This is a genomic window from Campylobacter concisus, assembly GCF_003048405.1.
GTDB lineage: Bacteria > Campylobacterota > Campylobacteria > Campylobacterales > Campylobacteraceae > Campylobacter_A > Campylobacter_A concisus_Q.
Window position 1 is genome coordinate 28,514 of record NZ_PIQS01000005.1, and the last position, 14,332, is coordinate 42,845.

11 protein-coding genes are annotated in these 14,332 nt (G+C 37.1%); 1 reads left to right on the forward strand and 10 read right to left on the reverse strand.

Annotated elements, in window-relative coordinates:
- Window positions 1–71: 71 nt before the first annotated feature.
- The 4 genes from CVT18_RS08710 to CVT18_RS08730 form a co-directional block, all read right to left on the reverse strand.
- Complete coding sequence (locus CVT18_RS08710; RefSeq protein ID WP_107824452.1) at window positions 72–2,024, reverse strand: methyl-accepting chemotaxis protein; 1,953 nt, start codon at window positions 2,022–2,024, stop codon at window positions 72–74.
- A gap of 380 nt (window positions 2,025–2,404) precedes the next feature.
- On the reverse strand, window positions 2,405–3,178 hold the full coding sequence (locus tag CVT18_RS08720) for a basic amino acid ABC transporter substrate-binding protein (RefSeq protein WP_087583956.1): 774 nt from the start codon (window positions 3,176–3,178) through the stop codon (window positions 2,405–2,407).
- A gap of 11 nt (window positions 3,179–3,189) precedes the next feature.
- On the reverse strand, window positions 3,190–3,918 hold the full coding sequence (locus CVT18_RS08725; protein ID WP_107824453.1) for an amino acid ABC transporter ATP-binding protein: 729 nt from the start codon (window positions 3,916–3,918) through the stop codon (window positions 3,190–3,192).
- Window positions 3,911–4,621 carry an amino acid ABC transporter permease gene (locus tag CVT18_RS08730; RefSeq protein WP_180999696.1) on the reverse strand — a complete coding sequence of 237 codons (711 nt, stop codon included), beginning with the start codon at window positions 4,619–4,621 and terminating at the stop codon, window positions 3,911–3,913. Before CVT18_RS08730 ends, CVT18_RS08725 begins: the two co-directional genes overlap by 8 nt.
- A gap of 150 nt (window positions 4,622–4,771) precedes the next feature.
- On the opposite strand from CVT18_RS08730, the gene putP reads away from it, so the two are divergent.
- Window positions 4,772–6,259 (forward strand): sodium/proline symporter PutP, encoded by a 1,488-nt coding sequence (gene putP / locus CVT18_RS08735; protein WP_107824454.1) that lies wholly within the window; start codon window positions 4,772–4,774, stop codon window positions 6,257–6,259.
- 58 nt (window positions 6,260–6,317) lie between these two features.
- Here the strand turns inward: putP and mnmC are convergent, their stop codons facing one another.
- Genes mnmC through CVT18_RS08765 form a run of 6 tightly spaced genes read right to left on the reverse strand, consistent with a single transcriptional unit; the run spans window position 6,318 to window position 14,321 of the window.
- Window positions 6,318–8,186, reverse strand: coding sequence for a bifunctional tRNA (5-methylaminomethyl-2-thiouridine)(34)-methyltransferase MnmD/FAD-dependent 5-carboxymethylaminomethyl-2-thiouridine(34) oxidoreductase MnmC (gene mnmC / locus CVT18_RS08740; RefSeq protein WP_107824455.1), 1,869 nt, complete (start codon window positions 8,184–8,186; stop codon window positions 6,318–6,320).
- Entirely contained in the window at window positions 8,183–9,625 is a 1,443-nt protein-coding gene (locus CVT18_RS08745) for an N-acetylmuramoyl-L-alanine amidase family protein (RefSeq protein ID WP_107824456.1), read from the reverse strand. The genes mnmC and CVT18_RS08745 overlap by 4 nt, the downstream gene beginning before the upstream one ends.
- Window positions 9,622–10,713 carry a nitronate monooxygenase gene (locus tag CVT18_RS08750; protein ID WP_103629473.1) on the reverse strand — a complete coding sequence of 364 codons (1,092 nt, stop codon included), beginning with the start codon at window positions 10,711–10,713 and terminating at the stop codon, window positions 9,622–9,624. Before CVT18_RS08750 ends, CVT18_RS08745 begins: the two co-directional genes overlap by 4 nt.
- Window positions 10,714–11,919 (reverse strand): tyrosine--tRNA ligase, encoded by a 1,206-nt coding sequence (tyrS, locus tag CVT18_RS08755; RefSeq protein WP_103629472.1) that lies wholly within the window; start codon window positions 11,917–11,919, stop codon window positions 10,714–10,716.
- 10 nt (window positions 11,920–11,929) lie between these two features.
- Window positions 11,930–14,119 carry a RelA/SpoT family protein gene (locus tag CVT18_RS08760; protein WP_084041542.1) on the reverse strand — a complete coding sequence of 730 codons (2,190 nt, stop codon included), beginning with the start codon at window positions 14,117–14,119 and terminating at the stop codon, window positions 11,930–11,932.
- Window positions 14,106–14,321: a DNA-directed RNA polymerase subunit omega gene (locus CVT18_RS08765; protein WP_021091717.1), complete on the reverse strand. Its 216-nt coding sequence runs from the start codon at window positions 14,319–14,321 to the stop codon at window positions 14,106–14,108. The genes CVT18_RS08760 and CVT18_RS08765 overlap by 14 nt, the downstream gene beginning before the upstream one ends.
- Between the last annotated feature and the right edge of the window lie 11 nt (window positions 14,322–14,332).

Consider the following 14,332-nt stretch of genomic DNA (forward strand, 5'->3'; position numbering starts at 1 on the left):
TTATGGATAGGTTCTATCCCTTAATTATTTTAAGGGATAGAATAATAGGAGCTCTAAGAGTAAGTCAAAGATTAAAATTTACTTTTTCTAACTTCGTTTACTATCGCCTTAGCCATGTCGTCAACATCAGATGTTACTTCATTTGCTTTATTGACAATTACTACATTTTCTTTTGTAAGTGTGTCTATTTGAGCAACTGATTGATTTATCATATTGATTCCCTCACTTTGCTCTTTTATAGATTCGCTCATTTCATTGATTGATTGAGCTAGTACGTTTGTATTTGCTTCGATCTCTGTTAGAGATTTTTGAGTTCTCTCTGCTAGTTTTCTAACCTCATCTGCAACAACCGCAAAGCCTCTACCATGCTCTCCTGCACGTGCTGCCTCGATCGCGGCATTAAGAGCTAGTAAATTTGTTTGATCAGCTATATCTCTAATAATAGTTATGATGTTTTTAATCTCATCACTTTGTCTAATAACATCAGATGTTTTTTGAGATATTGCATTCATTGAGCTTGACATTTGCTCTACTGCAGCAGCAGATTCTTGAAGTGAGCTTGCTTGTACATTTGCGCCTTGAGTTAGTTCTTTCATTGACTGACTTAAAGACTCAGCCTTTTCTTCTAGCACATGGGCTTGATCTAAATTTGCTCTTAACATCTTGGCTATCTCTTCACCAAGAGCATTTATACCAACCGCCATTTTGCCATCATCTTCAAGCCTTTTAGTAAAATCTTGTTTTTTAAAGCTTTCTAGTAGATTTAACACGTCATCGCCATTTTCCGCAATAGCATGTTTAAGAGCGATCTGTAAGTCTTTGAAAGTTTGTTTTAGCTGGCTAAGTGCAGGATTTGAAGTATCTGCATTAAGCTGAGCTACGTAGTTACCTTTGCCGATTTGATTTACAAAAGTATTTGCTTCTTTAATGAAATTATTTTGCTCAGATAAATTTGCCTCGATTTGCTTGATATTCTCATTAATCAGTGCGCTCATCTGTCCGATCTCGTCGCTACCGCTACGATCTAAAAATTCAGCTTTATTAGTTTTATTATTTAAAAAGTCAAAAAACTTAACTAAGCCATTTTTAGTCTGATCTATGCCAGAGATCAAATTTTTACCTATCAATGTAGATACTAGCAACATAAGCAAAATACAAATCGCAATCACTATTGAGCTAAAAATAAGTTGGGTATTTGCTTCACTTTTTATGTGTTGTGCATCTTTTTGCATACTATCAAGTAGTTTAAGCTCAAGCTCTCTCATCGCATCTATTGAAATGCTTATCTTTGAAAACCAACTCGCTGCGTCATAAGATGCATCTTCAGTGGCAACTACATTTTTTATAATATTCATCGCATCTATAAAATCAGCCTTTTTTCTAGCGATAGCGTCAAATTCATCGCTAAATTCTTTTGGGTTGTAATCGTCAAAATCCTGCATAAATTTATTTATAACGCTATTTAGTGCAACTACTTTGTTATAGTCCTCTTTACCTATGCTCTTTTTAGTAAAAATTCCATTTAAAGTAGCACGCAAAATACCAAAAGACTCTTTTATCTCACCAACAATAATAATACGCTTTAGATCATCTACCAAGCTAGGCTCGAGCTTATCACTATATCCATTTATAGCAATAACCTCTTTTCTTAAAATTTTTGTTATACGACTAATTAGATCATTGCCACTTTTTTGATCTACATTTGAGCGGATACTATTTATCTCTGAAACTATTTCATTTTTCTCTTCAAGCTTATCAAGCGCAGCATCTACTTTCTTACGCTGCTCTAATAAATTTTTATTATCCCCTCCTGCTAGCACACCTGAGCTAAATCCGCGTTCTTTTTGCATCTCATGGATAAAATTATTTTGATTGATTATTGTATCCACGATCTTCTCGCTAAACTCTGCTTTTGAGCGAGTTTTTAAGATACCATTTAGCATGTATGCACTCATGATACCAAGGCCAATAAGACTGACGATAACTATCGCCATAATCTTAGATTTAATACCTAGATTATTCATTTTCTCTCCTTTTAGTTTTTCTTAATATCTGCTTCAAAAAATAAAGCCATACGACTTTAATACTTAAAATTTATCAACCAAAAAATACTTTTGGTTGCTTTTATAAAAAATATTGATTAGCCTATTTATGTAAAATTTTAATTTAAATTTAGCTTTATTAAATAGTAGGAATTTTTTAACAAAATTGTGATACATGCAAATAGAAAATAGCACATTTAAAATAAATGCCGTTCTCATCCTGAGAAGCTTCATTTTTTCTCCTTGAAAATAATTAAGCCATTTTATTAATTTTACTTTTAAAAGATGTTAAATTTTAAAAATTAGAAAAAAGTGAGTTTTTGCAGAGAATTCCTGCTTCTCTGCAAATTTTGTATTTAGATTTATTTCTTTAATCCATATTTATCTAGCATTTTGTCAAATTCGCCAGATTTTTGTAGCTCATCGATCGCTGCGTCTATCTTCTTGATAAGCTCAGTATGTTTGCCTTTATCAAACGCCATTGCAAATCCTTCCGTGCCATCAGGAACTCTTAAAAATTCTTCTAAATCTGGATTTTGTTTTAAATATTCAACCCCTATCGGACTATCAGTTAGTACAACGTCGATTTTACCAGCGTTTAGTGACATGATGGCAGCTGCTACATTTTCAGCAGGTATCGACTTAGTAGTTATGCTTTTGGCTGCTTCTTCTTGAAGTGTGCCAACTTGAGCTGAAATTTTCTTATCCTTAAGATTGTCTTTATTTACATCTGAGCCTTTTTTGCGGATAAATAAATTTTCTGAAAAATAATATGGCTTGGTAAAATCAACCGATTTCCTTCTCTCATCAGTTGCACTCATTCCGCTTATAGCAATATCAATTTTACCGGTTTTTAATGCTGATATCAGTCCATCAAAGCTCATATTTGCAACATCAAATTTTATTCCAGTTTTTTTGGTAATCTCATTTAATAAATCTATCTCAAAGCCAACAATTTTATTATTTTCATCAAGATATTCAAAAGGTGGATAATCAGCGCTAGAGCCAACTTTATAAACTACATTTTTACTAGCTTCTTCGGCATTATTTACTGCATTTTTTTTATTAGCATCATCGCCACAACCTAGTAAAAACAAAACCAAACTTGCCATCAAAAATTTTAAAATTTTACTCATTTTCTACTCCTTTAATGATTTAAAATTTTGCCTAAAAACTCTTGCAGACGCTCGTGCTGTGGATTTGTAAAGACATTTTTTGGTGTGTCATCAACTGCTATCTTGCCTTTATCCATAAAGAAAATTCTATTTGCCACGTTTCTTGCAAAGCCCATCTCATGGGTCACCACAAGCATCGTTATGCCCCTTGCAGCAACATCTTTCATAATATCAAGCACCTCTCCGATCATCTCAGGATCAAGCGCACTTGTCGGCTCGTCAAATAGTATCACCTCTGGATCCATTGCTAGGCTTCTAGCGATCGCGATACGTTGCTTCTGTCCGCCTGAAAGCTTGTGCGGATAGGCAAATTTCTTATCACTTAGCCCAACACTTCTTAGCAACTCATCGGCTCTTTTTTCTGCACTTGCTTTATCTAAAATTCCCGCTTTTATCGGAGCTAGAGTTAAATTTTGCAAGACGTTTTTATTTGCAAAAAGATTAAAGTGCTGAAAAACCATGCTCACTTTTTGGCGAATTTTATTTATATCTGATTTTTTATCTAAAATATCTTCGCCATTTATCTTTATGTGTCCACTATCTGGATCCTCAAGGCGGTTTATGCAGCGTAAAAATGTACTTTTGCCACCACCGCTTGGACCAATTATCGCAATAACTTCACCTTTTTTTATATCTACGCTAATATCATTTAAAACTCGCAAATCGCCATAACTTTTGTTTAAATTTTTAATCTCAATCATGGCGGTTTAATCTCCTCTCAAGTAGTTTTGTCAAAAGTGTAAAAAATTTAACACTCACATAATAGACAATGCCCGTAAAAATGACTGGCTCTGGGCTGTAAAAGACCGCTTGCAAGCTCTTACTTTGCATCGTGATATCAACGACGCTTATGTAGCCAACGACTGATGTCTCTTTAAATAGCGATATAAACTCATTTGCAAGAGCTGGTAAGATATTTTTCGTAGCTTGTGGAAAAACTATCTCGCGCATCGAAACATAGTAGTTTAGGCCCATCGCACGAGCCGCTTCCATTTGTCCTTTATCCACGCTGTTTATGCCACTTCGCACGATCTCGGCCACATAAGCAGAGCTATTTAGTCCAAGTGCGATGAGAGCTACATAAAAATTATCACTCCATGTGGCAAAAATGACAACTGAAAATATTAAAAGTTGAAGTATTACAGGTGTTCCACGTAAGATATCGATATATTCATCAATTATAAAATTTAAGACTTTAATATTTAAAAATTTAATAAACGCCAAGGTAAATCCAAGTGTTATGCCTATGACAATACCGCCTATAGTAAGCCCTAAAGTCACTCCATAACTTTTGATATAAGCGATCTCTTGAGCCTCACTAAGATCTCTTGGATAGAAAAAATATGCTCCAAGTGAGACGATTATCATAAAAAATAGAAATTTAGCTAAATTTTGAGCCTTCAACTTCGTCCTTCTCTTTAAAATATGGCTTTAAATAATACGAAAAAATTTATATCATTTTGCTTAAAAGCGTTTAAGGATCGGCGCTGAATGTTGTAATTTAAAAAAATTTATATTAACATAAGCCATTTATCTTAATTTGAAAGGAAATTTATGAGCTTTGGGTCTTATTTAGCCATCGCCATCTATTTTGGCTTTTTGCTCTTTATCGGACGATATTTCTACGATAAAAACGCAAGTATGAACGAGTATCTGCTAGATAACCGTCGAATGGGTCCAGTAGTTACTGCACTTAGTGCTGGTGCTTCTGATATGAGTGGTTGGATGCTACTTGGCGTGCCCGGAGCCTTATACGCAACTGGTATAGCAAATGTGTGGATGATAATTGGTCTTATCATTGGAGCTTACTGCAACTATCTATTTTTAGCAAAGAGGCTTAGAATTTATACTGAAGTTGCGAGTGATAGTATCACGATACCAGACTTTTTAGAAAATCGCTTTAAAGATAGGACTAAAATTTTAAGAATCATCTCTGGTCTTATCATTTTAATCTTTTTCACGCTTTATGTAAGTAGCGGCATCATCGCTGGCGGAAAGACATTTGAGAGCTTTTTTGGTTTAAAATTTGCCTACGGAGCGGTCTTCACACTTGTTATCGTGGTCTTTTACACATTTTTTGGTGGATTTAAAGCAGTTAGTATAACTGATGCATTTCAGGGGCTTTTGATGTTTTGTGTCCTAGTCTCGATCCCAGTCGTGGCATATCTAAATTTAGACTTGCCAAGCGATACAAATTTGATAAAGGAGATAAGCAAGCTTGATACAAATCACCTAAATCCATTTAGAGATCAAACTTTTTGGGGAATTTTAGGACTTATGGCTTGGGGATTTGGCTATTTTGGACAGCCACACATCATTGTTAGATTTATGGCGATACGCGATTCAAAAGAGCTTGCTAAAGCAAGAAGAATCGGCATTGGATGGATGAGCATTGGGTTGCTTGGTGCGATTATGAGCGGACTTATTGGCTTTGTCTACTTTAGTCAAAGAGGCGGGCTTAGTGATCCTGAGACGGTGTTTCTAAAGCTTGGTGAGCTACTTTTCCCACCATTTTTTATAGGTATTATCATCTCAGCTGTGCTTTCAGCGATAATGAGTACTATCTCAAGTCAGCTTTTAGTTACATCTAGCTCGGTAACAAAGGACTTTATCTTTGCATTCTATAAAAAAGAGATTAGTCAAAATACACAAACGGCGATCAGTCGCTATGCTGTCGTAGTAGTGGCCATAGTTGCTACCATACTTGCCTTTATCTCGACAGATAATGTTCTAAACGTCGTTGGCAACGCTTGGGCCGGATTTGGTGCGAGCTTTGGACCAGTGCTACTTTTTAGCCTTTACTGGAAGCGCATGAGTGCACTTGGAGCATTAGCCGGTATGATAGCTGGAGGTGCGACCGTAATATTTTGGATCACTTCAGGACTAAACGCTTATGTTTATGAAATTTTGCCTGGCATCATAGCTTCTTGCATAGCGATCATTAGCGTAAGTATCTGGGGAGATGCGATAAATAAAATGACGAGCGAACCTCACGAGCAAGTCATAAAAGATGAATTTGAAAAGATGAAAACAAGGCTTTAAGCCTAAACTTACAAGAAATTCCTAGTATCTTGTGCTAGGAATTTCTGCTAATTGCCTCTTAAAGTTTTAATCCCCTTTTTAGTTTTCTTATCAAAAATCTAGCTGGATGAAGCTCGTGAAATAGCGATCTTTCTATACAAAGTGGGCGAGCAAGCACAAGATCCATTATCAAATTTGCTCCAAGTATCGCTGTGCCAAGACCTCGCGAGCCGTGAGCAAAATTTACAAAAACATTTTTTTCGTAGCTTGCTTTTGGATTGTTATCTTTATTTTTACTCCAAAATAACCCTTTGTAGTTTTGCTTGTAAAATTCTTCGTCATGTAAGGCGCCAATTATCGGAAACCTATCTCCGCTATAGCTTCTATAGCCTACACGTGAGCCGATAATGGTGGCTTTTTTGATGTCGAAAAACTCGCCTACATCGCTTAAATTTTTAGCGTTATCTTCGTCTTTTGGCGTATCGCAAATTTCATTTCTGGCATAAGTAGCGCCGATAACTTGCACACCTTTGACGGCTGGACAAATGTAGCCTTTTGCGCTTAGCGGCATGGCATTTTTTAGCACTGGTTTTAGGTGCGTGACTTGGCCTCGGACACTGCTTATTTGCATGTCGTAGCCCTTAAAAATTTCACTGCTCTTACTGCCAGTGCAAAAGACCAAGATGTCAGCCTCCAAGCTTTTTTTATTTTTAAATTTAACGCTTATCTTGCCGTTATGTAGATGCGCCCTACTCTCATACTCGTGATTAAATAAAATTTCAAAACTGCTTGATAAAAATTTACAAATTTCTCTTGGTCTAGCGTAAGCGCCGTCTTTTATAAACATCCCAGGATATGGCTTTAAGCTCTCATCAAATTTAAAAATATTCTCTACGCTTTGATCCTGCCACGAGCCATATCTTTTAATAAGTTCATCGTCAAATGCGTAGTCGATGCAGCCATTAAATTTGATAAGGCTTTCTGGCAAAGTCGCCTTGTAAAATCTCACTGCTTGCAAAAATGCGTTTAAATGCATGCGGCCTAAATTTACCCCGGGCTTTGTAACTAGTGGCATCAAAGCACCACAGTGATTGCCTGAGCCATTTGTAGCCACTTCGCCCTTTGCCTCGGCGATCACCACCTTAAGGCCATTTTTGGCTAGTTCGCCAGCTGTTGCAAGTCCAGCCACGCCAGCTCCTATGATAAGTGCTGTTTTGCCTTTTGGCTTAGACAGTGGTTCGCATCTCGCAAACCAAGCATCCTTTAAATTTTCATCCTTTTTCTCTAGCACGGCGCTACTCATCTGACGTTTTCTAGCGTATCCCTCTTTTAAGCTTAGCAAAAAGCCAGCGCCCTTTAGCCCGTCTTTTACTATTTTTGCACACGAGTAGGTTCTAGCAATAGTACCAACCCTGCTTAGTCTTGCGATCTCTCTAAAAATTTCTTCGCTCCAAATCGAGCCATTTTTACTTGGAGCAAAGCCGTCTAGAAACCAGATGTCAGCGTTAAAATCAAGCTCGGGTAAAATTTCTTTAGCCTCGCCGTAGCAAAGATCAAGTGTGATATTTGGAGTAAAATTTATACGGTGTATGCCCTCAATAAGTGGCGGATAGAGTGAAACCAGCTTTTTGGCATAAGCTTTAAAAATGCCTAAATTTTCATAAATTTTTAAAAGATCATCTTTTTTAATAGGACTTTTTTCGATGCTAACAAAGTGAAGTTTTTTAGAGCTATTTTTAAATTTCTTACAAAGTGTGAAGAAATTTAGCCCAGCACCAAAGCCAGTCTCAGCGATGATGAAGCTGTCTTTACTCTGCCAAATTTCATCAAGTGCGCTTGCAAAGACAAATTCACTCTCAAGCAAAGGTTTATCGGTATTGAAATAGATATCGCCAAACTCCTCGTTAAATGGAATTTGCCCTTTAAAGCTTAAATTTGCATTTTTCATCTATTTTTTGCGAAATATCCATCTATACCGTTTGCTATGCCGTTTGCAAGGGCATTTTGATAGGCATCATTAAAGAGCTTTTCGCCCTCAACTGGATGCGTGATATAGCCGATCTCAACAAGAACTGCTGGCATAAGAGCGCCTACGAGTACCCAAAACGGCGCTTCCCTTACACTACCGTCACTTGCAGCATAGACCTTTCTAGCACTTGCTAAAATTTCTTTTTGGATATCGATACCAAGCTTATTTGACGCGATGATCTTCTCGCGATTTAGCACATTTAGAAATGTCTGCTGTGAAAAGTAATTCATCTCTTCGATATCTGATTTATTCTCAAGCGCAGCCGCGTTTTTACTACGTTCGCTTCTTGCAGGCGATAAGAAAAATGTCTCAATGCCGTGCATACTCTTTGCCTTTGTGGCATTTGGAGCGGCATTTGCGTGAATGGAAACAAATAGATCAGCCATCTTATCGTTTGCAAATTTTGTTCTTGTTCTTAAATTTATAAAGACATCGGTTGATCTAGTAAAATAAACCTTGTAGCCACGCGCTTTTAGTATGTCGCCAAGCTTTTTGGCTACACCTAAAACCGCAGTTTTTTCCTGAAGCTTGCCATTTACTGCGCCTGGATCAGTGCCACCATGACCTGGATCGATGACGATCGTTTTGTTGCGTGAAAATTTACCAGTCGCAACTGGTGGCAAAGGTGCTGCCACTGGCTCACTTTGTGCAGGCTGCGGCTTTAAATTTGGCTCAGGCTCTTTGTGTGGCACTTCTTCATTTTTGTTTTTAGTTTTATGAAGTGGTGCTTTTACATTTTCATTTGAGATAAAATTTTGAGCGCTGATTATAAGCAGATCACCTGTTGCATTTGCTTTTATAGTCTTTTGGGCCTTATCAGAAAAAATAACTCTAACAGTGTTTTTATCATACTGCGAGATATGAATATAATCAGATATGAAATTTTTATAAGTTAGCGGATTACCATTTAGTCTACCGTCAATATCCATAATGTTTTTATATGTATTTTGTTGCTTTAAAAAGGATGTTTTTAATTTTGCAGTATCAATTTTTGTATTAAACTTAAGTACTAAAGTGTCATTTACCTTGGTTGCACTAAGCAGCGTCAAAGTAGTAGTACTAGGCGTACTGGCGCTCTTTACGCCATTTAGTGCATTTAGATCTTTTATATACCCACTTGAGTCAAAACCAAGCGATTTTGAGCTGGTTATGAGTCTTGTGAGCGCTTGTTTTTTTATATTTTTGTCATTTTTGATGATCGCGTCGACATAGATATCTTTTATATCGTTGTGAAATTTAATCTTTGCACTTCTGCTTGAACTGGCAAAATTTTTATCAAATTTTACAAATATCTCAGAATTTGTCGAGGCAAAAAGGAAATTACAAACAATAAAAAAGAGGATTATCGCTCGTTTCATTCACCATGTACCAGCTTGTGCATTAGCTCTTTTACGCTTATTAGCTCTTTTAGTTTATATCCGTTTGCTCCCGTGAAAAATAACCCGGTCTCTTTTTTGCCGCTAAATGAGTCAAACAGCCTATCAGCGATGCAATATCCAACCTCTTTAGCCCCTTTACCCCTTTGACAAGGGCTCACGCAGTTGCTTATACACTGGATCTTTGGTCCCATCCTTTTTTCTACCAAATTTATCAAATTTGTTCTAATCCCACGAGCCGGATAGCCAACTGGACTTTTTATAAGCTCTATGTCCTTTTCCTCGGCTGCTAGTATCACTTCTTTAAAGCCAATATCTGCGTCACACTCATGAGTGCCGATGAAGCGTGTACCCATCTGAACGCCGTCTGCGCCTATCGATATCGCCTTTTCTATGTCGTTTTTATCCCAAATTCCACCGGCTGCGATGAGCGGAAAGTCGCCCCACTCTTTTATCTCAGCCTTTACTTGTGGGATTAGATTAAATAGCGAAAACTCAGGATCAAGGCACTGCTCGTAAGTAAAACCTTGGTGTCCACCGCTTAGTGGTCCTTCAAGCACAACTGCATCTGGCAAGCGATCATATCTTTGTAGCCAACGTTTGCAGATGATCTTTAGTGCTTTTGCACTTGAGATAATAGGAACTAGTGCAACCTCTTTAAAATTTTGTGTAAATTCTGGCAAATTAGTAGGTAGTCCAGCACCTGATACGATGATATTTATACCGGCTTCACAAGCGTCTTTTACCACTCTTGCGTAATCATTTGCAGCATACATTATATTTACGCCAAGCGGCAAATCTCCACAAATTTTTCGTGCATTCTCAATAATTGCTCTAAGACCTCTTGTAGAGTAGAAATTTTCACTTCCAAATGGCTTTGCATTTAGCTCTTTATTTATAAATTTACGATTTTCATAATATCCTGTGCCAACTGAGCTAATTATTCCAAGACCGCCTTCAAGGCTGACATTGCCAGCTAGTTTGTCCCAGCTGATACCAAGTCCCATACCGCCTTGAAATATCGGATACTTTATCTCATATTTTCCTATTTTTAATGGCTTTAACTCCATCTATTCAACCTTTACTTTTGCAAATTTACGCTTTCCTACTTGCAAGATATATTCACCTGCCTCTAATTTTAACTGCTCATCACTGATCTTTTCTTGATTAATGCTAACCGCATTTGCCTTTATGTCGCGTCTTGCTTGAGAATTTGACTCACTTAATTCACACTGCGATAAAGCTTCCACGATCCAAACTGGTGCTTTTAAGCTAAATTCTTTGATATCAGTTGGGAGCTGATTTTGAGAGTGTACGCTATTAAACTCAGCCATCGCAGCTTTTGCAGCCTCCTCACCGTGATACCTTGCTGTTATCTCGTACGCAAGGTCCTCTTTTGCTTTTTTTGGATGATACTTGCCGTTTTTTACATCGTTCATTAAATTTTCTATCTCGCCAAGGCTTTTTGTGCTTAAAAGCTCGTACCAACGCCACATTAGCTCATCGCTTATACTAAGCGTTTTTGCAAACATATCATTTGCGTTTTCAGTTACGCCGATGTAGTTTCCAAGACTTTTGCTCATCTTATTTACACCATCAAGCCCCTCAAGAAGTGGCATCATGATGACAGCTTGCTCTTTGCCGACGTTATAAATTCTCTGCAAAGTTCTGCCCATTAGAAGGTTAAATTTCTGATCCGTACCGCCCATCTCGATATCGCACTTCATCGCAACGCTATCATAACCTTGAAGAAGTGGATACATAAATTCACAAATTGAAATTGGACTACCAGATTTTATCCTTTTTTCAAAATCATCGCGCTCTAGCATTCTAGCGACTGAAAATGTGCTAGTTAGCTCTATCATTCCAGCAGCTCCAAGCTCATTTGACCATTTTGAGTTAAACATGATCACAGTCTTTTTTGGGTCTAAAATTTTAAAAACTTGCTCTTCATAGGTTTTAGCGTTTTTTAAAACCGTCTCTTGATCTAGCTTCTTTCTGGTGGCTGATTTGCCGGTTGGATCGCCTATTTGAGCGGTAAAATCGCCTATTAAAAACTGCACGATCGCGCCATGTTTTTGAAGAAGTGCCATCTTGTTTAAAACGACTGTGTGTCCCAAGTGAAGGTCTGGAGCAGTTGGATCAAAGCCAGCCTTTACATAGAAATTTTCACCTTTTTCATAATAGTTTTTTATTAAATTCTCAACTCTTTCAAAGTCAATAATCTCGGCAACACCGCGTTTTATCTCTTGTAAAATTTCAGCTATATCTTGCATTATCTTTCTCCTAGTTATGGTATGGATCGCTTTGCGAAACGAAATCTATAATCTTATATCTATCTTTGATCTTCTCTCTTAGCTCGTTTGCATCGATGTTTTCAGCTATCTCAACACTTATCTCAAATGTATCACCGCTAAGGTCATTTGCTTCGTTTAGCGAGATTGTAGCCAAATTTACATCCAGTCTAGCAAGATATGTTAAAAATTCAGCCAACGCGCCTTTTCGGTTCTCAAGATTTAATAAAATTTTATATCTATGTGGGGCATTTCTAGTCCATTTGACAAAGATAATCTCATTGCCCTTATCCATAAGCTTTCCAGCACGCTCACAAAGCTTGTGATGCACTGTCACATTGTGCCCATTTTTAAAGCCAACTATGCTATCGCCTCTTTTTGGGTTACAACAATAGTCAAACTCGACATTTGAAATTTTGTGATTTGAGTAGATTACGATATTTTCAAATTTTTGCTTTTTAACCTGATATTTGTCGCCCAAAGAGATCATAAAAGGACGCTCTTTTTTTATATACTTTTTAAGCATATTTACGACCTCTTGCAAAAAATCGCTTTCAGTTGCAGCACGAAAAACTTTTTTGCCTAAATTTTCATGCTCTATCCAGTCTAAAATTCTATCTTTTGAAACGCCAAAAACTGACTTTAAAATATCAACTGCGATTTTATAATTTATATCTTTTATCTTTTGTTTGCAATATGTTCTTATCGTAGCCCTTGCTTTACCAGTTCGAACGCTATTTATCCACGAACAGCGAAATTTTGCTTCCTCGCCAGTTACGATCCTTACAATATCACCGTTTTTTAGCTCTGTTAAAAGTGGCATTCTGACGCGATTTATATAAGCTTCTTTTGCGTAAAGTCCGATCTCTGTGTGAATCTCATAAGCATAATCAAGTGCAGTAGCCCCACGTGGAAGCGTAAAAACTTCACCTTTTGGCGAATAGACCGCAATATCTTCTATATAAAGACTATCTTTTGCATATTCATAAAGCTCTTCGACGTTACTTTCAGCTTCATTATTTTGCATACCAATGTCGTTTAGCCAGTCAAGTTTTGGATTTAGTAAACTACCCTCGCCGTTTTTATATTTCCAGTGAGCTGCGACACCATATTCGGCGGTTTTGTGCATATCGTAAGTACGAACTTGTGCCTCAAAAATACTCTTATTATCAAAAATAGTTGTATGTATCGTTTGATAGCCATTTTGCTTTGGAAGTGCAATATAATCCTTAAATCTCGAAATAAGAGGATTAAAATTTATATGCAAATTTCCAAGCGCAAGGTAGCAATCAAGCGGTTTTTGCACAAGAATTCTAATAGCGAGCAAATCAAGCACCTCTTCAATCGAAATGCCTTTTCTTTGCATTTTTAAATAAATCGAATAGTAATGTTTTATACGTTTTTGAATCTCAAAAGTACCCTCAATAAAGCCGTTTTCAAGCAAAATTTGATTTACTTTTTCGTAAAAAGCATTTAGCTTAAGGCTGAGCTGCTGCTTATTTTTATTTAAAAAGCTATCGATCTTGGCGTATTCTTCTGGCATAGCATATTTAAAACTTAGATCTTCAAGTATATTTTTAATCGATGAAATTCCAAGCCTATGAGCAATCGGAGCATAGACCATAAGCGTCTCTTCAGCAATTCGTTTTTGTTTTTCTACCTTTAATGCATCAAGGGTTAGCATATTATGAAGTCTGTCACAAAGCTTAACCACAAGAACTCTAACATCCTCAATGGAGATTAAAAGCATTTTTCTAAAAGTTAGCGCCGAACTTGCTAGTTTTTCGTTACTACTTGAGCTTGCAAGCTTGTTTTCTCTTATAGCAACTATCTTTGTAAGCCCCTCAACCAGTTTTGCCACTTCATCACCAAATTCAGCCTGAACTTCGCTAAGTGTAACTTCAGTATCTTCAACTACATCGTGAAGTAGTGCAGCTATGACCATACTCTCATCTCCACCCATATTTGCTACTATTGATGCTACTAAGATAGGATGGATTGCGTATGGCTCGCCACTTTTGCGATATTGACCAGCATGAGATGTGACACAGCTATCTATAGCTTTATCTAATTTCTCGCTTCGTTCGCAAAGAGAAAAGAGCAGCGTTATAGCTTCTGAAACATTTTTACAAGGTAAAATTTGTTCTATTAGCTGCTCTAAAAAAAGACTATTTTCCTTCAACTATTGCCTCTAAGCCTATTTTGCCCTCAGCTACTTCAAGTAGCGCAATGTCAGCAAATTTCATCTTTGAAGTATCGGCTTCTACAAGCACTACTGCTCCATTTGCTAGTGCTTCTGCACGCTTTGCTACGATAAGTGAAAGTTTATATCTATCATCACCAACTTGTTTTAACGCTCTTGCTGTTATTTGTTCTGTTCTCATATTTATCCTTT